17 protein-coding genes are annotated in these 20155 nt (G+C 63.0%); 3 read left to right on the forward strand and 14 right to left on the reverse strand.

Features of this window, described 5'->3' with window-relative positions; genetic code table 11:
* Window positions 1-25: 25 nt before the first annotated feature.
* On the forward strand, window positions 26-2083 hold the full coding sequence (locus BLT98_RS21525) for a TonB-dependent receptor domain-containing protein (RefSeq protein WP_092611324.1): 2058 nt from the start codon (window positions 26-28) through the stop codon (window positions 2081-2083).
* Between the two features lie 110 nt (window positions 2084-2193).
* Here BLT98_RS21525 and BLT98_RS21530 read toward each other — a convergent pair whose 3' ends face one another.
* The 8 genes from BLT98_RS21530 to BLT98_RS21565 form a co-directional block, all read right to left on the reverse strand.
* Window positions 2194-2628 carry a hypothetical protein gene (locus BLT98_RS21530; RefSeq protein ID WP_092611327.1) on the reverse strand — a complete coding sequence of 145 codons (435 nt, stop codon included), beginning with the start codon at window positions 2626-2628 and terminating at the stop codon, window positions 2194-2196.
* Between the two features lie 190 nt (window positions 2629-2818).
* Window positions 2819-4942 (reverse strand): sodium-translocating pyrophosphatase, encoded by a 2124-nt coding sequence (locus BLT98_RS21535; protein ID WP_092611330.1) that lies wholly within the window; start codon window positions 4940-4942, stop codon window positions 2819-2821.
* Between the two features lie 180 nt (window positions 4943-5122).
* Window positions 5123-5779, reverse strand: a complete 657-nt coding sequence (gene adk / locus BLT98_RS21540) for an adenylate kinase (protein ID WP_034782090.1) — start codon at window positions 5777-5779, stop codon at window positions 5123-5125.
* A 320-nt stretch (window positions 5780-6099) separates the two neighbouring features.
* Window positions 6100-6858 carry a 3-deoxy-manno-octulosonate cytidylyltransferase gene (gene kdsB / locus BLT98_RS21545; protein WP_092611333.1) on the reverse strand — a complete coding sequence of 253 codons (759 nt, stop codon included), beginning with the start codon at window positions 6856-6858 and terminating at the stop codon, window positions 6100-6102.
* 2 nt (window positions 6859-6860) lie between these two features.
* Window positions 6861-7037, reverse strand: coding sequence for a Trm112 family protein (locus BLT98_RS21550; protein ID WP_010395789.1), 177 nt, complete (start codon window positions 7035-7037; stop codon window positions 6861-6863).
* The gene (gene lpxK, locus BLT98_RS21555; protein ID WP_092611336.1) at window positions 7018-8073 is read right to left on the reverse strand and encodes a tetraacyldisaccharide 4'-kinase; all 1056 of its coding nucleotides are present in this window, start codon (window positions 8071-8073) and stop codon (window positions 7018-7020) included. Before lpxK ends, BLT98_RS21550 begins: the two co-directional genes overlap by 20 nt.
* 113 nt (window positions 8074-8186) lie before the next feature.
* Window positions 8187-8630 (reverse strand): ExbD/TolR family protein, encoded by a 444-nt coding sequence (locus tag BLT98_RS21560; RefSeq protein WP_092611339.1) that lies wholly within the window; start codon window positions 8628-8630, stop codon window positions 8187-8189.
* Complete coding sequence (locus BLT98_RS21565) at window positions 8627-9232, reverse strand: MotA/TolQ/ExbB proton channel family protein (protein WP_092611342.1); 606 nt, start codon at window positions 9230-9232, stop codon at window positions 8627-8629. Before BLT98_RS21565 ends, BLT98_RS21560 begins: the two co-directional genes overlap by 4 nt.
* 869 nt (window positions 9233-10101) lie before the next feature.
* Here BLT98_RS21565 and BLT98_RS29260 point away from each other — a divergent pair.
* Both BLT98_RS29260 and xseA read left to right on the forward strand, forming a co-directional pair.
* Complete coding sequence (locus BLT98_RS29260) at window positions 10102-10245, forward strand: hypothetical protein (protein ID WP_161789562.1); 144 nt, start codon at window positions 10102-10104, stop codon at window positions 10243-10245.
* Window positions 10246-10560: 315 nt separating this feature from the next.
* The gene (gene xseA, locus BLT98_RS21570; RefSeq protein ID WP_034782083.1) at window positions 10561-11922 is read left to right on the forward strand and encodes an exodeoxyribonuclease VII large subunit; all 1362 of its coding nucleotides are present in this window, start codon (window positions 10561-10563) and stop codon (window positions 11920-11922) included.
* A gap of 84 nt (window positions 11923-12006) precedes the next feature.
* On the opposite strand, the gene BLT98_RS21575 is transcribed toward xseA, so the two are convergent.
* The 6 genes from BLT98_RS21575 to BLT98_RS21600 all read right to left on the reverse strand — a co-directional run bounded on the left by BLT98_RS21575 (window position 12007) and on the right by BLT98_RS21600 (window position 20153).
* Window positions 12007-14457: a TonB-dependent receptor gene (locus BLT98_RS21575; RefSeq protein WP_092611345.1), complete on the reverse strand. Its 2451-nt coding sequence runs from the start codon at window positions 14455-14457 to the stop codon at window positions 12007-12009.
* 107 nt (window positions 14458-14564) lie between these two features.
* Window positions 14565-15605, reverse strand: coding sequence for an ABC transporter ATP-binding protein (gene ugpC, locus BLT98_RS21580; protein WP_092611348.1), 1041 nt, complete (start codon window positions 15603-15605; stop codon window positions 14565-14567).
* Between the two features lies 1 nt (window position 15606).
* Entirely contained in the window at window positions 15607-16971 is a 1365-nt protein-coding gene (locus tag BLT98_RS21585; protein WP_092611351.1) for a GH1 family beta-glucosidase, read from the reverse strand.
* Window positions 16972-17012: 41 nt separating this feature from the next.
* Complete coding sequence (locus BLT98_RS21590) at window positions 17013-17861, reverse strand: carbohydrate ABC transporter permease (RefSeq protein WP_070253512.1); 849 nt, start codon at window positions 17859-17861, stop codon at window positions 17013-17015.
* The gene (locus BLT98_RS21595) at window positions 17858-18856 is read right to left on the reverse strand and encodes a carbohydrate ABC transporter permease (RefSeq protein ID WP_244517632.1); all 999 of its coding nucleotides are present in this window, start codon (window positions 18854-18856) and stop codon (window positions 17858-17860) included. Before BLT98_RS21595 ends, BLT98_RS21590 begins: the two co-directional genes overlap by 4 nt.
* A 7-nt stretch (window positions 18857-18863) precedes the next feature.
* The gene (locus tag BLT98_RS21600; RefSeq protein ID WP_092611357.1) at window positions 18864-20153 is read right to left on the reverse strand and encodes an extracellular solute-binding protein; all 1290 of its coding nucleotides are present in this window, start codon (window positions 20151-20153) and stop codon (window positions 18864-18866) included.
* Window positions 20154-20155: the final 2 nt, after the last annotated feature.

Raw genomic sequence — 20155 nt, forward strand, 5'->3', positions numbered from 1 at the left:
AATAACAATATCCGGAAAGTTCATCATGACCCAGCGTAGTTCCGTCTTCGTAGCCCCCGTCGCCACTCCCGCCCGCTCCATTCATTCCGCCGCCCTGCTCCTGCCCTGCCTGCTGTCGCTGGCCGTCAGCAATGCCTGGGCCGAAGGCAATGTGGCCGCCGATCCCACCATGAATACGGTGGTCGTCACCGCGTCGGGCACGGCCATCGATATCAAGGATGCGCCGGCCAGTATCAGCGTCATCACGCGCGAGGAAATCGAACGCCAGCCCGTGTATGACTTGAACACGCTGCTGCGCCGTATCCCCGGCGTGACGGGCGGCACCAGCCCTGAAGGCGAAGCGTCGAAGATCAAGCTGCGCGGCTTGCCCGATAAATACACGCTGATCCTGGTCGATGGCAAGCGCGTGGGCAGCTCGGCCGACACGGCTTACCGTCCCGACCTGGGCCGCCAGGACTTGAACTGGATTTCGCCCGACATGATCGAGCGCATCGAAGTGGTGCGCGGACCCATGTCCTCGCTGTACGGCTCGGACGCCATGGGCGGCGTGATCAACATCATCACGCGCAAGGTGCCGGGCAAGTGGAACGGTTCGGCCACGGCCAACTACACGCAGCCGCAGGACAGCGACCGCGGCACGGCGCACCAGCTGGGCGTGAATCTGGCCGGCCCCCTGTCGGACACGGTGGGCATGCGCCTGGGCGTGAGCCAGTCGCGCCAGAACGCCGATAAAAAATTCGACAAAGCGGGTGGCATGGGCGGCGAACGCAACCAGACTGTCTCGGGCCAGCTGAGCTGGGCGCTGGACAAGAAACAGAACCTGTCGCTGGACGCCAGCTATGGCAGGCAGGAAGCCAGCGATTCGAGCGCGCATGATGCGGATGGCGAGCCGCTGGTCTACAGCTGGGGCGCCAACAAACTGATACGCAAGAGCGTCAGCCTCGGCTACGAAGGCCGCTGGGACTTCGGCAAGGCGACGGTCAATTTGTACCACAACGATTTCGACAACGAAGTCGTCGGCACGGTGGCGAAATCCAAGGACAGCACCCTGGACGCCAGCCTGGAGAAACGGGTCGGCTGGGGCGGCATCGAGCAAATGCTGGTGATGGGCGGCCAGTGGAAGCACCAGGAGCTGACGAACACGGACACCATCGGCACCGTGCCCACCGATTACCTGGGCAATCCCGTAAGCGGCGCGACCCTGTCGGGCACCACCTCGGCCCTGTTTGCGGAAGACCAGCTGTTCCTGCGCGAAAACCTGACGGCCACGGCTGGCCTGCGCCTCGACCACCACAGCAAGTTCGGCAACCACTACAGCCCGCGCCTGTACCTGGTGTACCACCCTGCCCCGGCCTGGACCATCAAGGGCGGCATTTCGCAAGGCTTCCGCGCCCCGAGCCTGAAGGAAAACTCGCCGGCGGCAGCGACCAACTCGGGCGGACGCGGTTGCGGCAGCCTGAAACCGCTGGGCTACATCACCGGCTCCTGCTACATGGCTGGCAATGCGGACTTGAAGCCGGAAACGAGCACGGCCGGCGAGATCGGCGTGGCGTGGGAACAGAATGGCTGGGATGTGGGCCTGACTTACTTCCACACGGATTTCAAGAACAAGATCGACTATGCGCCGCTGGGCTTTTACCAGAAACGCTGGTGGACCAAGATGACGAATATCCAGAAGGCGCGCACCAGCGGCCTGGAAGCGACGGCCACCATCCCGCTGACGAAAAACCTGAACTGGCGTAACAACGTCACCTACATGGCGGAAGCGAAGAACCTGACCACGGGCGCCAACCTGCTGTCCACGCCAAAACTGTCGTGGTACTCGGCGCTGGGCTGGCAAGTCAACGACCAGCTGTTCGGCGAAGTATCGGCCCAGTACACGGGCAAGGAACTCGATGCCGGCAAGCTGGCCGAAAAAGCCTACACCATCGTCGACACCGTCGTGTCGTACAAGGTCACGCCACAGTGGACCGTGCGTGGCGGCGTGCAGAACCTGCTCAAGAAAGGCCCCATGGCCGATGGACTGGTCGACTATTACGTGCCGGGACGCCGCATGTTCGTCGGCCTGACGTCGCGTTTTTAAGGCCTGGTTGTAAGACTTGATGGCGGCAGCGTGCCGGCGTTGGCCCGCACGCTGCCAGCATGGGCGCCGCCCTTCACCACCCGTTCTTGTTCATGTCGACCTCCCGCGTCTCAGCGTCCGCCCAAGGACGTCACTGCGCGCCATGGAGTCAGGCAATTTTTCACATACGGATAATAGCCCTGCGGCCGCGCGCAGTAATACCACATCTGCGCCGTCGGTACGCCGCCCTGCTCGATATACACGGGCGGCAGCGGCACGATGAGCGTGCGGCCATACGGATAACGGTAGGGATAGCCATACCACGGGTCGCCATACCAGCCCGGCCCATAGCCCCACGACGATCCCAGCCATACGCCCACCTGCGGGCGGCCGTGAAAGTGGCCGTGATGACCATGGTGGCCATGGAATTGGCCGTGCCCGATGTGCGCGCCATGCCCGCCCCGTCCACCGTGTCCGCCAGGCCCGGCCGCGGCGGCGCCGCTGAGCGCCAGTCCCACCACCAGCAGCACCAGCCCCACGCCACGTCTCTTGTACTTGCTGTCCATGACATCCTCCCGCCATGCACCATCAACGGTGACTATCACTCCATTATTGGTCGCTGCGGCCGGAAGTCAAAGGCAGGGTAACAAATGCTCACCGTTGATACGCGAGGGATACGGATGGCAGGAAAGTTTCGCGTGTGCACAGAAAAACAGCCCCGCTGGCTGCGGGGCTGTCGAGCGTGAGTGCGCTGCCTTACTGCGCCGGCAAGACCTGCGCCGGTGTCGCCGGCGCCAGGATGGGTGGCACGGGCGCATGGATGGGTGCCGGCGCCTTGACCGCCAGCCAGCCCGTGGCCGGCAGCAACGGCACCAGCAGCAGGGCCACGATATTGATGATCTTGATCAAGGGATTGACTGCCGGACCGGCCGTATCCTTGTACGGATCGCCCACCGTGTCGCCCGTGACGGCCGCCTTGTGCGCATCGGAACCCTTGCCGCCGAAATGGCCATCCTCGATGTATTTCTTCGCATTGTCCCAGGCGCCGCCGCCCGTCGTCATGGAAATGGCCACGAACAGGCCAGTGACGATGGTTCCCATCAAGAGGCCGCCGAGCGCTGCTGGACCCAGCAGCATGCCCACCACGATGGGCACCACCACGGGCAGCAGCGAGGGCACGATCATTTCGCGGATGGCCGACGCCGTCAGCATGTCGACGGCCTTGTCGTATTCGGGCCGCGCCGTGCCTTCCATGATGCCCTTGATGTCGCGGAACTGGCGCCGCACTTCCACCACCACGGCGCCGGCCGCGCGGCCCACGGCTTCCATCGCCATGGCGCCGAACAGATACGGTATCAGGCCGCCGATGAAGAGGCCAACGATGACCATGGGGTTCGACAAATCAAAGGTGATGTGCTGGCCCACCGATTCGAGCGCATGCGTGTAGTCGGCAAACAGCACCAGCGCGGCCAGGCCGGCCGAGCCGATGGCATAGCCCTTGGTGACGGCCTTGGTGGTGTTGCCGACGGCGTCCAAAGGATCGGTGATGGCGCGCACGGAGTCGGGCAGCCCCGACATCTCGGCGATGCCGCCCGCGTTATCCGTGATGGGGCCATATGCGTCGAGCGCGACGATGATGCCCGCCATCGACAGCATGGCAGTAGCCGCAATGGCAATGCCGTACAGCCCGGCCAGCTGGTACGAAACGAGGATGGCGACGCAGACGGCCAGCACCGGATACGCCGTGGATTTCATCGACACGCCCAGGCCGGCGATGATATTCGTGCCGTGGCCCGTCGTCGACGCTTCGGCGATGTGGCGCACGGGCTTGAAATCCGTGCCCGTGTAGTACTCGGTGATGTACACCATCAGGCCCGTGAGGACGATGCCGACGACGGTGGCGCCCAGCATCTTGTAGCGCATGGCGTCATCGGGCCACAGCAGCCACGTGACGACGGCAAAGCCGACCAGCGACAGGCCGGCGGCCCACCACAGGCCCGTGTACAGGGCCGACATGATTTTCGCACCCGGCTTGGTCTTCACCATCGAGCAGCCGACGATGGAGGCGAGGATGGAGACAGCGCCCAGCAGCAGCGGGTAGATGATGGCCGTGCCGCTGGCCTCGGCCATCAGCAAGGCGCCCAGCAGCATGGTGGCGATCAGGGTCACGACATAGGTTTCGAACAAGTCGGCCGCCATGCCGGCGCAGTCGCCCACGTTGTCGCCCACGTTGTCGGCGATGACGGCGGGGTTGCGCGGATCATCCTCGGGTATGCCCGCCTCCACCTTGCCCACCAGGTCCGCGCCCACGTCGGCGCCCTTGGTGAAGATGCCGCCGCCCAGACGCGCGAAGATGGAAATGAGCGAGGCGCCGAAGGCCAGGCCGATCAGGGGCTTGATCAGGTCGTGCTGGGTCAGGCCGGGCGCGCCCGTCGTCACCAGCAGCCAGTAGAACAGGGTCACGCCCAGCAAGCCCAGTCCCACCACCAGCATGCCCGTGATCGCCCCGCCCTTGAAGGCCACGTTCAGCGCCTGGTTGATGCCCAGGGTGGCCGCCTGCGCCGTGCGCACATTGGCCCGCACGGAGACATTCATGCCGATGAAGCCGCAGGCGCCCGACAGCACGGCGCCGATCAGGAAACCCAGCGCCGTATGCAGGCCAAGCAACGCATAGATGGCGATCAGGAGGACCACGCCGACGATGGCGATGGTGCGGTACTGGCGCGCCAGATAGGCGGCCGCGCCCTGCTGGATAGCCAGGGCGATTTCCTGCATGCGCGCGTTGCCGGGATCCTGCCTCAGGATCCAGCTGCGCGACACCAAACCGTAAATGACTGCGACCACGCCGCAGGCTACCGCAAACCACAAACTGGCTGCCATATCGTCCCCTTCTGTTTTTATCCGACGTCATTGCCAACAGCTGCAGACCGCACCGGGTAGGCACGCGCAGCCAGGAAAACACGACCTGCAAAAAACCTGAACTACGAAAACGATGTGGCACCGCTGCTGAAAAGCGGGCACAAAAAAAGCGGACACTCAGGTCCGCTTTTCATAAACTGCTTATTCCGCCAGGGCGGCAAATGCGCTGTCGCGGATTTGCTCGACCGGACCGACGCCGGCGATGCGGCGGTATTTCGGTGCGCCTGGCAGGCCGGACTTGGCCCAGTCATTGTAGTATCCCAGCAAGACCTTGGTCTGGTTGTGGTACACGTCCAGGCGCTTCTTGACCGTTTCCGCCTTGTCGTCGTCGCGCTGGATCAGCGGTTCGCCGGTGATGTCGTCGATGCCGTCGACCTTGGGCGGATTGAATTTGACGTGGTAGACGCGGCCCGAACCCGGGTGGCTGCGGCGGCCATCCATGCGCTCGATGATCGACGCGTCAGGCACGTCGATTTCCAGCACGTAGTCGACATTGATGCCGGCATCTTTCATGGCATCCGCTTGCGCGATGGTGCGCGGGAAGCCGTCGAACAGGTAGCCATTGGCGCAATCGGCTTCCTGCAGGCGGTTCTTGACCAGGCCGATCATGATGTCGTCCGACACGAGGCCGCCCGCATCCATGACTTTTTTCGCAGCCAGGCCCAGTTCCGTGCCTTCCTTGATCGCCGCGCGCAGCATGTCGCCCGTGGAGATTTGTGGAATGTTGTATTTTTCTTTGATGAAATTAGCTTGGGTGCCCTTGCCGGCACCGGGTGCTCCTAAAAGTATCAGACGCATTGAAAAGTTCCTAAAAAACAGATTTTGGATGGTGGTATGTGTAATTATTTTTAGATGGTGTTGCTAAGGCTATCTTTCCCTACGAAACTTACCACAAAAAAACCCCGGAACGCCAGTTTGCTATCGAATTGCTATGCCCTGATTGATCAAAGCCAGCAATTCGCGCGACGCACGTTTCAAAATGTGGTTTTTTGTGGCAAGCCCCGCATAAAATTTTTCACGCGCACACACGGCGCCTGAAAAACGTTCAGGGCAAGGCGCCCCGCCGCAGACAGTACGCATGTACGGCAAGGCGGGGCAACGCAGCCATGGACGTTTTCTCAGGTGGCGTGACGGTAGTGCGCCTGGACCCTGGCAAGATCTTCCGGCGTGTCGACACCGGCGGCTGGCGCCAAGTCCGTGACATGCACGGCGATGGCCACACCGTGCCACAGCACGCGCAACTGCTCCAGCGCCTCGATGGCTTCCAGCGGCGAAGCGGACAATTGCGGATATTCTTGCAAGAACGCATTGCTGTACGCATACAGGCCGATATGGCGCAGCGGCACGTAGCCAGCCGGCAGGCTGTCTTTCGATTGCGCGAAACCGTCGCGGTGCCACGGGATGGTGGCGCGCGAGAAATACAAGGCGCGGCCATTCTTGTCCAGCACGACCTTCACCACGTTCGGGTTGAACGCATCCTGCACATCGTGCAGCGGATGGGCGCAGGTGGCCATGGGGACGGCAGCGCTGATCTGCGCCGCGCAGGCGGCCAGCAGGCCCGGATCGATCAGGGGTTCGTCGCCCTGCAGGTTGACGACGACGGCGTCCAACGGCAAATCGAGCGTGCGCGCCACTTCGGCGATGCGGTCCGTGCCCGACGGATGATCGCTGCGCGTCATGCACACTTCCACGCCATGCGCGGCGCAGGCGGCGCGGATGCTGTCATGGTCGGTGGCGACGATGACGCGCGCGGCGCCAGACAAGGCTGCCTGCTCGGCCACGCGCACCACCATGGGCTTGCCGCCCAGGTCAGCCAGCGGCTTGCCCGGCAGGCGCGTCGAGGCCAGGCGGGCCGGGATGATGACGATGAACGCCATCGTTATTCCACTGCGTCTTGCAGGGTGCGCGCTTCGTCCGCCCACATGATGGGGATGCCATCGCGGATCGGATAGGCCAGGCGGTCGGCGCGGCAAATCAGTTCCTGCGCCTTCTTATCGTGTTCAAGCGGACCCTTGCAAACAGGGCAGACCAGGATATCAAGCAGTCGAGCGTCCACGACATTTCTCCACAATTTGTTGGGCCAGCGCGCTATCGATGCGCGCACTGACGGGGACGACCCACAGTCTCGGGTCATCTTTGAGATGTTCAATTTGCGCACATTTTACTGCATCCTTCTCGGTGATCAAGATCACATCCGTGTCGAGCGCCGCAAATGGCTGGTCGAGGAAGTCGTGATGGTCGGGCAGAGGCAATTCCATGAAGTCCAATCCGGCCCCGCGCAGCATGGCAAAAAAACGCTGGGGGTTGCCGATGCCGGCCGCCGCCACGATGCGCTGGCCGCCAGCCGCCAGGGTCGCCAAAGGCATGCGCTCGCTGCGGTCGAGCAGGCGCTCGGCCACGCCACCGGCCAGCAGCATCTGCACCACCAGCCCGCCCTGCGGCGCGGCCCTGGCCACCAGTGCTGGCGCCAGCTCGGGCGCATTGATCACCGTCACATCGCGCCGGCGGCGCGGCGATTCGCGCAAAGGCCCCGCCGGCAGCAGCCAGCCATTGCCTGCGCCGCGGCCGTCGAACAGCACGATTTCCACGTCGCGCTGCAAGGCGTAATGCTGCAAGCCGTCGTCCGTCACCAGCACGTCGACGTCGGGATGCGCGGCCAGCAGCGCCCGGCCCGCTTGCGCGCGGTCGCGCCCCACCATCACGGGGCAGCCGCCGCGCTGGAAGATCAGCAGCGGCTCGTCGCCCACCTGCTGCGGCGTGGAAGCGGCGCTGACGGCGCGCGGCGCACGGTCGGCGCTGCCATGGCCGCGCGAAATGACGCCCGGGCGCATGCCCGCCTCGCGCAATGCTTGCACCAGCCAGATCGTCAGCGGCGTCTTGCCCGTGCCGCCGATAAAAATATTACCGACGACGACGACGGGCACGGGCAGGCGCGCGGATTTCAGGAGCTTGGCGCGGTACAGGCCGCGCCGCACGGCGCTCAGGGCGCCGAACAGCAGGGATACGGGCCACAGCGCGCACGCCAGCGGACCGCGCGTCAGCCAGGCGCGGGTAAGAGTGGTTTCAAGCTTGGCGGGAGAGGATGTGGGCATGAAGGAAGACGTAAAAATAGTGTAGGTCGGATTAGCGGCGCCGTCAGGCGCAGCGTAATCCGACATGCTCGGCTGCGGCTTTTGTCGGCTTACGCCGTTCCGGCTAAGCCGACCTACTTGCTACCACCCGCCTGCGCCGCAAACGTCAGCTTTTCATAGCCGGCCAGGCGCGCCGCTTCCATCACGTGGATGACCATCTGGTGCATGGCGAACTGGTCGGCGTTGACCACCACCACGGGCGTCTGCGCGGGTGCCTTGCCGCCATTGGCCGCCTTGGCCGCACTTTGCAGGGCGTCGGCCAGGCCGGCCACGTCGCGGAACGAGACGGGCTCGCGGTTGACCGTGTAATTGCCCTTGGCATCGATGGTGACGTCGATCTGCTGCGGCTTGTCCTTGGCTTGCTCGGCGTCGGCCGTCGGCAAGGTGATCTGCAGCTCCGTAAACTTGCTGTAGGTGGTGCTGACCATGAGGAAGATCAGGATCACCAGCAGCACGTCGATGAACGGGATCAAATTGATTTCGGGGTCTTCACGCCCCTTGCCTTTGCGGAAGTTCATTTGCGGCCACTGTGGACGATGTCGACGAACTTGACCGCTTGCTGCTCCATGTCAATGACGAAGCTGTCGACGAGGGCGCGGAAATGGCGGTAGAAGACCAGGGTCGGCATGGCGATGGCCAGGCCAAAGCCCGTGTTATACAGGGCCACCGAGATGCCGTGGGCCAACTGTGCGGGATTGGAGCCGCTGGCGTTTTGCGAGCCGAAGATTTCGATCATGCCCACCACCGTGCCAAACAGGCCCATCAGTGGAGCCAGGGTGGCGATGGTGCCCAGGGTCGTCAGGAAACGCTCCAGCGTGTGGGCCACGCCGCTGCCCGCCTCTTCGATCGATTCCTTCATCACATCGCGTGGCGCGTCGACGTTGCGCAGGGCGGCGGCCAGCACCACGCCCAGCGGCGAATTGTCTTCCAGCTTGGCCACCGTGTCCGGCGTGATCTTGCCGCTACGATACACCTGCACCACTTCATCAAACAGCTTGCGGGGCAGGATCTTGGCGCGTCGCAAATACAGCAGGCGCTCGATGATCAGGGCCAGGGCGACGATGGAAGCGATCAACAACAGCCAGATGGGCCAGCCAGCGGCTTGAAATATAGCGAGCAAAAGAAACTCCTGGAAAAGGGAAGGCGATGGACCGCCCGAACAGCCTGTATTGTACCGAGCGCCGAAGACCGATTGTACGTCCGCGCAGGAATGGCGCAATGTAGCGCGTTGCCGCGCCGGCGGCAAGTGGCGCCCGCATGGCAGTTGTCCACACGGCGCAGCGGACGCCCACCGCCAGTACCCGGTTTTGCACATTTTATGTGGATAAGATTGTGAGCAAGCATGAAGTCCATCAGGCAAGTCATTGATTTATATGCAGATTATAGAACTGCGCAAAATACAGGCATAGCAGCTTAACGGCAGTAGTCAATATCAATAAATCAACACCTGAAGAGTTCTGCACATTTACTGTGGACAAGATTGTGCGCAAAGCCCGGGAATTCAATTAAGCCATTGATTTTAAATGAAATTAAATCAATGAGTAAAAAAGTGGCAGCGGGCGTGCGATACGCGGCATAGTGGCCGTAAAAGTTCTGCACACAATCTGTGGACAAGATTGTGCGCAAGCTCAAAGATAGGCGCCAAGTACATTGATTTATATCGTTTTTATTGCCATGCATAAAAATGTAGCACGGCCTGAAAAGCAGGGTTTTCGGCGTCCGATTTCACTTCAACACGGCAGTTTTTAAGCGTGAAGGCAGTTCCACACATAAAGTGTGGATAAGATTGTGAGCAAGCGGATTGACTCCATGTAAGAGCATTGATTTTAAAGGAGTTTTTTTCAATGCTGAAAAATGAGGCAGAGGAATGCTCTGGTCGTGCAGTGGAAAAGCAGGTGAAAAGGCGAAACGGTTTATGCAGTTTTGCACACATTCTGTGGATAAGATTGTGAGCAAGGCGTACGGCGTGATGCTATACCCTTGATTTATATGGCTATTTTTATGCTGCGCAAAATTCAGGCAAGCCATGCCATGGGCGTTCCGGTGGATAAATCCGGCGCTGTGCCAGAGTTCTGCACATTTTTTGTGGATAAGATTGTGCGCAAGGCCATGCATGGCATACTAAGCGCTTGATTCCTATACACTTTATTTCCGTGCGCAAAAATGTAGCACGGCACTTTTATCGCTCAATGCTGGCTTGTCAGGCAACGTTTGTCCAAGGCAAAAAGTTCCGCACACTTTCTGTGGATAACTTTGTGCGTAAGTGGCAGAGGCTTTACTGATGTGCTTGATATTAAAGGTTTTTTTCCCTGTGCACGCAAATCAGGCATACAGGAATTCATCATGAAATCAAATACTTAGAAATAGAACTTGTTGTTTTGCACGATATATGACATAAGCATGACCTCGCCGATAATATGTGGACAGTTCCCTCCCCCATAGCACCAGATGATGACCGATACTCCAACTGACAGCGGCTTTGCCGCCCCGCCCGTGCTGACCGTCAGCGCCCTGAACCAGGCCGTCGCGCGCCTGCTCGAGCGCTCGTTTCCCCTGACGTGGATCGCCGGCGAGATTTCCAACTTCACGCGCGCCGCGTCCGGCCACTGGTATTTCACATTAAAAGATGATGGCGCCCAGGTGCGCGCCGTGATGTTCCGCGGCCGCGCCCAGTTTGCCGGCTTCACGCCGCGCGAAGGCGACAAGGTGGAAGTGCGCGCCCTCGTCACCCTGTACGGCGCGCGCGGCGATTACCAGATCAACGTGGAAGCCATCCGCCGCGCCGGCGTGGGGGCCCTGTATGAAGCGTTCCAGCGCCTGAAGGAAAAGCTGGCCGCGCAGGGACTGTTCGACCAGGAACGCAAGCGCGCCATCCCCATGTTCGCGCGCAGCATCGGCATCGTCACCAGCCCGCAGGCGGCCGCCCTGCGCGACGTGCTGATCGCGCTCAAGCGCCGCGCGCCGCACGTCTCCATCATCCTCTACCCCACGCCCGTCCAGGGCCAGCAGGCGCCGGAAAAGATCGCGCACGCCATCCGCACGGCATCCACAAGGGCCGAGTGCGACGTGCTGCTGGTGTGCCGTGGCGGCGGCAGTATCGAAGATTTGTGGTCGTTCAACGATGAAGCCGTGGCCCACGCGATTGCCGATTGTTCCATGCCCGTGATCAGCGGCGTGGGACACGAGACGGATTTCACCATCGCCGACTTCGCGGCCGACCTGCGCGCTGCCACGCCGACGGCGGCAGCCGAACTGGCGGCCACGCCGCGCGCCGACTGGATGGCTTCCCTGCGCGCCGATGCGGCCGACCTGCGCCGCGCCATGCGCCGCAGCCTCGACGATGCGGCGCAGACCCTGGACCGCCACAGCCGCCGCCTGCTCAACCCGAAGGCGCAGCTGCAGCAGCAGCGTTTGCAGCTGCTGGCCCTGTCGACAGCCATGACGCATGCGGCGCGCGCGCCCGTGAACCAGTCGCAGTACGCACTCGAACGCCTGCGTGCGCGCTGGGCGGCCTTGCGGCCCGACGTCGCGGCGCCGCGCGCGCGCCTGGAAGAAATGCAGCGGCGCGGCGGCGCGGCCATGGCGCAACAGTTGGGACAGCGGCGCCACCGCCTCGACGGCCTGGCGGCGCAGCTGGAGCTGTTGAATCCCCAGCGCACCCTGGAACGCGGCTACGCCATCCTGCGCGATGAAAAGGGAAATATCGTCCGCTCACCGGCGCAACTGCAGGCGCGCCAGAACGTCAATGTGCGCCTGGCCGAAGGCAGCGCGCAGATCGGCATCGCCAGCGTGCAAGCCACCCTGGAATAATAAAAAAGGCCGGGGAAGCTCCCCGGCCTAACACCTACCCTACTGAGTGGACTGCTACTGCGACTGCTCTTTCACCCTACGCCATCAGAACTTCATCGACACGCGCGCGCCAAAGGTGCGCGGCGCGTTGTAGAAGGCGCCGTATATCTGCTGCGTGGGCTGGCACGGCATGCCGACGTCCGTGCAGATTTCATTGACGTCAAGCTTGACCGCCTTGTCCGTGGCGTTCTGCACGAACGCTTCCACCGTATAGGCCTTGTTCGCCGGCTGGAAGCGCAGGCTCAGGTCCAGGGTCGTGTAGGCTTCCTGGCGCTTGACGCCGGCATGGCCCGGCACGTCGCCGTTGAACGCGCCCGCGCCCACATACGACATGGTTTCATAATGCACCGAGGCGCGCGGCGTGAGCTGGCCGCCGGCGACATTGAAATCATGCTCGTACTGGACGGTCGTGGAAAACTTCGGCGCATGCTTCATGGTGCTGCCGCCCACGTTCACCAATGGCGCCGTCGAACCGCAGGACTGGCCATTCGCGCGCGCCGCATCGACGTCGCACGACATGAAGTCGTCATACACGGCTTTCAGCCAGGTGGCGTTGCCCGTCAGGCGGTCGACCTTCGTTGGCCGCCACACCCACTCCGCTTCCAGGCCCTTGACGGTGGCGCCGGCCGCATTGAAGTTGGCCAGCACGCTGTTGACCACCTGCGACTCGAGCTTGTCCTTGTACTTCATCAGGAAGGCATCGAGGTTCAGCGTCAGTTCGCGGTTCAGCAGGTCGGACTTGAAGCCGATTTCATAGCTGGTCAGCTTTTCCGGCTTGGTGGTGGCGCCGCCGTCGCCGATGGCAGGCGAATGGAAGCCCGTCGTCACGGAGCCGAACAGCAGGATATCGGAGCGCAGCTTGTACTCGATGCGGCCCAGCCAGGTGGCCTGGCCGTATTTCAGGTCGGCCGTATTGTCACCCGGCGTATTGCCGCAGGTGGCCGCCGTGATGGCGCCGCCAGGACCGATATTGTGCGTGTTGGCCAGGCCCGTGCCCGGCGTGACCAGCTGCGCCAGTTGATCGGGCGTGAGCACGGTGGTGCCCAGCGGCGTGTTGGCAGGCCAGTTCGGGCAAGCCCAGTTCTTGCCACCGACGTCGAATTTATGGTCTTTCGTGTAGCGCGCGCCGGCCGTCAGCTTGATCTGGTCCGTCAACTGCTGACTGACCTGGCCGAACACGGCCTTTGATTTGAGCTGGCGGTCGCCCTGGATGAAGGACATGGCCGAGGCATACTGGCCCACGGTCGGCTGCACGAAGATCACGGCGCCGTTGGCGATATCCTGCTGCACGGCGGCCTGCGAAATCTGGCTGCGGTCGATATCGAAGCGCACCTTGTTCTTTTCATTGAACAGGAACAGGCCGGCCACCCACTGGAACGGCGCATCGTCGTCCGAGCGCGCCTGCAGCTCGTGCGAATAGCTGTCGAACTGCGCCCAGTCGGTGCGGTTTTCCGACTTGAAGCCGGGGAACAGGCCCGCATCGGCATCGTTGCTGTTCTGGCGCTTGTAGCGGCTCCAGCTGCCCAGGTAAGTGAAGTCCAGCGCATCGGTCGGCTTGTAATTGAGCTTGCCCTTGTAGGTCAAAATCGACTGGTCGAGGGTGCCCGGCGTGTCGATCAGTGCCGAGCGTAGCTTCTCGCCCCGTTTCGGTTCGGCCGCTAGGTACACGTTGCCGGCGCCCTGGTCGAGAAAGTAGTCGGCGATGAACGTGCCGCGCAGTTGCGGCGTGAACTTCCACAGCAGCGAGGCGCGCACGCCCAACTGGTCGCCGGCGCCATACTTGGCCGTGCCCGGCATGACGTTCGAGCCGCGGCGGAAATCCACCGTGCCATCGTGGCTATCCTTGATGGCGGCGATGCGCAGCGCCACGTCGTCGGAAAACGGGATATTGATCATGCCCTGCGTCTGCAAATGGCGCTTGTCGCCCACCGTGATGCCGGCCGAACCCATGAACTTGGCCGTGCTCGGCGCGGCCGACACGAGATTGACGGCACCTGCCGTGGAATTGCGGCCGTTCAGGGTGCCCTGCGGTCCGCGCGCCACCTCGACGTGCGACAGGTCATACATCAGCGCCGTGGCGCCCTGCGGACGCGGCGAATACACGCCGTCGACATAAAAGGCGACGGCCGGGTCGCCCAGCTCCGTGTGATTGGCCGAGCCGACGCCGCGCATGTAGACGTGCACGCCGCCCGAGTCGCCATGCTGCTCGACGACGAGGCTGGGCACCATGGTCGCCAGCGACGCCAGGTCCTTGACTTGATTGTTTTGCAGGGTGTCCTGGTTGAAGGCCGTGACGGCCAGCGGCGTCTCCTGCACGAAGGTATTGCGGCGCGTGGCCGTGACGACGATGCGGTCCATCTGTTCTGAGGCCGGTTTTGCCGCATCCGTAGCTGCCGCTTCCTGGGCCATGGCGGCGCCGCTGCCCAGCAAGATGAACTGGGCGAATGTCGCATGCGCCAGGCTGAGGGCGATGGTATTGCGTTTGAGCTGTTGCATTGTTGTTGTCTCCTGTACCGCTGGTTGAATGATGATCACATAGCTCTTTGGCTACTGCTGCACATTTTTTGGGTGTCAATCTGAAGTCATGTCGCCTCCGTGCGGGGTCAATGGGTAGCCACGGCGCGCCCGGCCGTGTCGAATAGAAAGGCATGGCCTTCTTCCGGCGCGAAGCCGATGGCGCTGCCCTGCGCCAGCGCGTGGCGCGCCTCGCCGTGCAGCTTGATGGCCACCGCATGGGGGCTAGCGTCCAGTGTGGCGTGGATGATTTGCGCATCGCCCAGCTGCTCGATCAGGGTGACGGTGGCGCCGTAGCCCTCCTCGCGCGGCACCAGGCGCAGGTGTTCCGGACGTATGCCGACCAGCATGCCCGCCTCGCCACCGAGCTGGCTGGCCAGCGCCGGGACGGCGGCGCACGGCAAAAAATTCATGCGCAGCGCGCCGATGAAGCCGGCCACGAACTGGCTGGCCGGATGGCGGTACAGGTCCAGGGGCGCGCCCACCTGCTCCAGGTGACCGCCGTGGAAGACGGCGACCCTGTCGCCGAGGGTCATGGCCTCGACCTGGTCGTGCGTCACGTAGATCATCGTGGTGCCCAGTTCCTGGTGCAGCTTGGCCAGCTCGATGCGCGTCTGCACGCGCAGCGATGCATCGAGGTTGGACAACGGCTCGTCAAACAGGAATACCTTGGGCTGGCGCACGATGGAGCGGCCGATGGCCACGCGCTGGCGTTCGCCGCCGGACAAGGCCTTGGGTTTGCGGTCGAGCAGGTGCGTGATCTGCAAAATCTCGGCCACCTTGCCGACGGCCGCGCGCACTTCGGCTTCCCCCTTGCCCGCCAATTTGAGGGCAAAGCCCATGTTGTCGCGCGCCGTCATGTGCGGATACAGGGCGTAGCTCTGGAAGACCATGGCGATGCCCCGCTCTGCCGGCGCCACGTCGTTGGCCAGCAGATCGCCGATGCGCAGCTGGCCCGCGCTGATGTCTTCCAGTCCCGCGATCATGCGCAGCAGGGTCGACTTGCCGCAGCCGGACGGTCCCACGAAGACCATGAATTCGCCGTCATGGATATCAAGGTCCAGGCCCTTGACGATTTCCGGGCCGTCGCCGTAGGTCTTGCGGATGCCGCGCAGGGAAATGGCGGCCATGTCAGTGCTCCCCGGCCAGGACAGCCGCATCGGCATGCGCGGCGCGCTGCGCGGCGATGAAGTCGCGGTACCACAGGGCGCTGTCCTTGAAACTGCGCTGCTGCGTGGCGTAATCGACGTACAGCATGCCGAAGCGCTTGGCGTAGCCGGAGTTCCACTCGAAGTTATCCATCAGGCTCCAGTAGAAATAGCCGCGCACGTCGATGCCCTGCGCGATCACGGCGCGCAAGGCGTCCAGGTGCAGTTGCACGTACTCGATGCGCGGTTCGTCATGAATCTTGCAGTCGACGGGCTTGTCGGCAACCGCCATGCCGTTTTCCGTGATGTAGACGGGCGGCAGCCGGTATTCGCGGTGCAGGCCCACGAGCAGCTCCGTCAAGCCTTGCGGATAGGTTTCCCAGCCCATGTCGTTGACCCCGAGCTTGCATTCGGGCTTGCGCGGCGGCGTCTCGGCGCTCATGAAAGCGCGCGTGTAGTAGTTCACGCCAAGGAAATCGATAGGCTGTTTGATATCTATGAAATCGTTTTCAAATATGGATAAAGCAGAAGCGTCGGCGTGTTTCAGGGCCAGGGCCGGGTAGCGGCCCTTGAAGATGGCGTCCATATACCACTGCACCGAGCGTGCATATTCGAGTTCGGCCAGTTCGCGGTCCTGGGCGCTGTCGGTGGCCGGTGTGGCCGTCCATTGATTGAGCACGATGCCCAGCTTCGCCGGCGCATTCACCGTGCGCATGGCCTGCATGGCCAGGCCGTGCGACAGCAGCAAGTGGTGCGACACTTGCACGGCGGCGGCCGGATCGGCCATGCCGGGGGCGAACTGGCCCGTGCCGTGGCCCAGCACGGCCGTGCACCACGGTTCGTTATGGGTGGCGATGCTGGCGACCTTGTGGCCGAAGCGGCGCGCCACCTCGGCCGCGTAGGCGGCGAAGTGGTAGCAGGTGGCGCGATTGAGCCAGCCGCCCTCGTCCTGCAGCGCTTGCGGCAAGTCCCAGTGATACAGGGTCAGGTGGGCGTCGAGGCCCTTGGCGGCCAGGGCGTCGAGCAGGCGCGCATAGAAGTCGAAGCCCGCTTCGTTCCAGGCGCCGGAACCGGCCGGCTGCACGCGCGACCAGGACATGGAAAAGCGGTAGGCGTTCACGCCCAGGTTGGCGATCAGCTCCACGTCCTCGGCATAGCGGTGATAGTGGTCGCAGGCCACGTCGCCATTGCTGCCGTCGATGATCTTGCCATCCGTGTGGCTGAAGGTATCCCAGATGGATGGTCCGCGACCGTCGATGGCGGCGGCGCCCTCGATCTGGTAGGCGCTGGTGGCCACGCCCCAGGTGAAGGTGGCGGGAAAGTTGCTGTCAATGTCGTCGTTATGCATGGTGGTGGTATCAGTGTGAGGGGTTGAAATAAGTGAGTGCATCAGCCTTTGACGGCGCCCTGGGTCAGCCCTTCGATCAGGCGTTTGGAGGCAACAAAAAACATCAGCAGCAGCGGCAGCACGGCGATGGCGGCGCCCGTCATCAGCGCGCCCCACTCCGTGTTGTTGGGCGCCTGCATGCTGCGCAGGGCCAGCGGGATCGTGTAGTTCTCGACCGAGCGCATGACGACCAGCGGCGTGATGAAATTGTTCCACGAGTTGATGAAGGTGATCAGGCCCAGGGTGCCCATGGCGGGGCCGATCAGCGGCAGCACGACCCGCCAGTAGATGGCGAATTCGCCGCAGCCGTCGATGCGCGCCGCCTCGATCAGGTCCTTCGGTATCGCCGTGCCGATGTACTGGCGCATGAGGAAAATCCCCAGTGCGCCGGCCGCTCCCGGCACGTACAGGGCGCGCGGCTGGTCCAGCCAGCCGAGGAAATCCATCAGCATGAAGGTGGGGATCATGTTCATGAACGACGGGATGATCATCGACGCCATCACCAGGGTAAACAAGGGCCGCTTGAAGCGGAACTCGTACATGGCGAACGCATAGCCGCCCAGCGAGCAAAAGAACAGGGTCAGCGCCGTCGTCATCAGGGCCACATACAGGCTGATGCCGATATTGCGCCAGAATGGCAGGCGCTCCTGCAGCAGCTCGATGTTGTTGAGCAGGGCCGTGCCGAACCAGCGCGGCGGCGGCAGGCTGTAGATCTCGGCGCTCGTGTGCGTGGCGAAGACGAACATGAAGTAGAACGGCGCGACCATGATCAGGGCGCCTATGGCCACCATGGCGTAGGCCGTCCAGCGGGTGCTGGCCGCGCTGGCGCGGCGGTTTGTCAATGCGCTCATTTGGCCTCCTTGCCTTCTCTACGCTCGTTGCGGCTGAAGATGCGGTTATTCACCCAGGTGGTGCTGGCGATGATGAGGAACAGCAGCCAGGAAATAGCCGATGCCGTGCCGAAGTCGCCCGAGGAAAACGCCGTCTTGTAGACGAAGATGGCCGTCGTCATCACCGACTGGCTCACGCCGCTCGATTCGGCCACCAGCACGAACGGCTCTTCGAACAGCTGCAGGTTGCCCATGATGGTGAGGGTCACGGCCAGGTAGATCATGGGGCGCAGCTGCGGCAAGGTGATGTACCAGAATTGCTGGCGTTTCGAGGCGCCGTCGATGGTGGCCGCCTCGTACAGGTCCTTCGGGATGACCTGCAGCGCGGACAGGTACAGCACCAGGTTCCAGCCCAGGTAGCGCCAGAAGATGACGAAGGCGACGGCCGGCTTGATGAACAGCGAGCTGCCCAGCCAGTCGATCGATTCCGCGGGGAACAGGCCACCGATCAGCGGCAGGCTGGCGCACCATTGGATCAGCACATTGATCTGGCCATAGTCGCGCGAGAACAGGGTGTTGAAGACCATGGCGATGGCCACGCTGGAGGTGATGAACGGTAAAAAGTAGATGCCGATCACCAGGTTGCGTGAGCGCTTGAAGCTGTTGTGGATGAAGGCCGCCAGTGGAATGGCCACCAGGTGCTGCGGCACGCCCGAGGCCAGCGCCAGCCACACGGTATTGCCCAGCGAGCGCAGGAACCACGGGTCGCTCAAGGCATACTTGTAGTTGTCCAGGCCCACCCACTGCATGGCTTCCACGCCGCTGGCCGCTTCCCACTGGTTGAACGACAAATAGATGGAAAACAGCAGCGGGAACAGGCTGAAGACGGCGAACAAAATGAAGAAGGGGCTGATGAAGATGTACGGCGCCCACTGCTTCATGTTGAAGCGTTTTTTTGCGGGCCGCGCTGCCGCAGCAGCGGGCGCGCCCTCGGTACAAGGCATGGAGGTAGTCATGCTGCTCCTAGCGCCGCGCGCGATGGGTGATCAGGGCCTTGGCGTCGGCCAGGGCCGTCTTGATATCCTTGTTTTGCGCCAGCACGCTTTCCAGTTCCATGTTGACGATGTCGCGCGCCACGGCGTCGAACTTGTCGACGCGGATGACGGGGATCTTCGCCGCCGTGTCGCGCGCCAGCAGGCGCGTCTTCTGGCCGCCGAAATACGCCTGCGGCTCGTCCATCATCGGGTCCGCATAGGCTGCCTTGAGGGCCGGAAAGGCGCCGATCTCTTTCAGGGAATGCAGCTGGATATCCTTGTTGACGGTCATGAACTTGATGAATTCCCAGGCCTGGGTTTTATTCGCCGCCTTTTTCGGAATGCCGTAGAAGGAGCCGCCGTACGACGCCAGCGCGCCGGCCGGCAAGTTCGCCGCGCGCCACTGGCCGGACGAAGCCGGCGCCAGCCACTTGGCCAGGTGGCCGCTGAGCCACGATCCCATCATCTGGCTGGCCACCTTGTCGCGTTTGAAGCCTTCGGCCCACTCGCCCGTCCAGGCCACGGTGCGCGCATCGATGCCGGCCACCCGCGCCGCCTTGGCCAGCTCGAACGCCTTCACGAAGCGGGGCGAGTCGACCAGCACCTGGCCCTTGTCGCCAAAGTAAATGCCTTCGCCATCTTTCAAATTGGCGCGGATATAGATGTCGGCCAGGTCGCTGGCGCCGGCCAGCAGATAAGTGCCGGTGGCGGCCTTGAGTTTCTTGCCGGCGGCGATATACGACTCCCACGATTGCGTCAGGTCCGTTTCCTTGATGCCCGCCTTGTCCATCAGGTCCTTGCGGTAGAACAGGGTGCCCGGTCCCAGGTCGGCCGGCATGGCGCCCAGGGTGCCGCGCGAACTGGTCGCCTGCACGAAGGTGAACGGCACGAACTGGGCGCGGTACTGTCCTGCCCCGTATGGCGCTTGCAGCAAATCTTCCATGCCCTTCGATTCGGCGAAGCTGCCGACATAGCGGAAGTCGATGGCCATCACGTCGGGCAGGCGCGCGCCGGCCGCCAGCGCCGTCGTCATTGAGTTATGGTGGTCGTCGATCTGCAGGCTGACCAGCTTGACCTTCACTTGCGGATACAGTTTTTCCCACAGGGGCAAGGCCGTCTTGACGGCGCGGTCCAGGTCGGGGAACGAGGCGACGGTAATCGTGGCCGGGGCCAGCGTCGGCAGGGCGGCAGCCGGCGGAACGGCTGCGGGCGCGGCGGCCACACTGGCGGCCAGGGTCAGCGCTGCCAGCGGGGCGGCGCCAAGGATGCTTGACTTCATTA

The organism is Janthinobacterium sp. YR213, assembly GCF_900099875.1.
Classification (GTDB): Bacteria; Pseudomonadota; Gammaproteobacteria; order Burkholderiales; family Burkholderiaceae_D; genus Janthinobacterium; species Janthinobacterium lividum.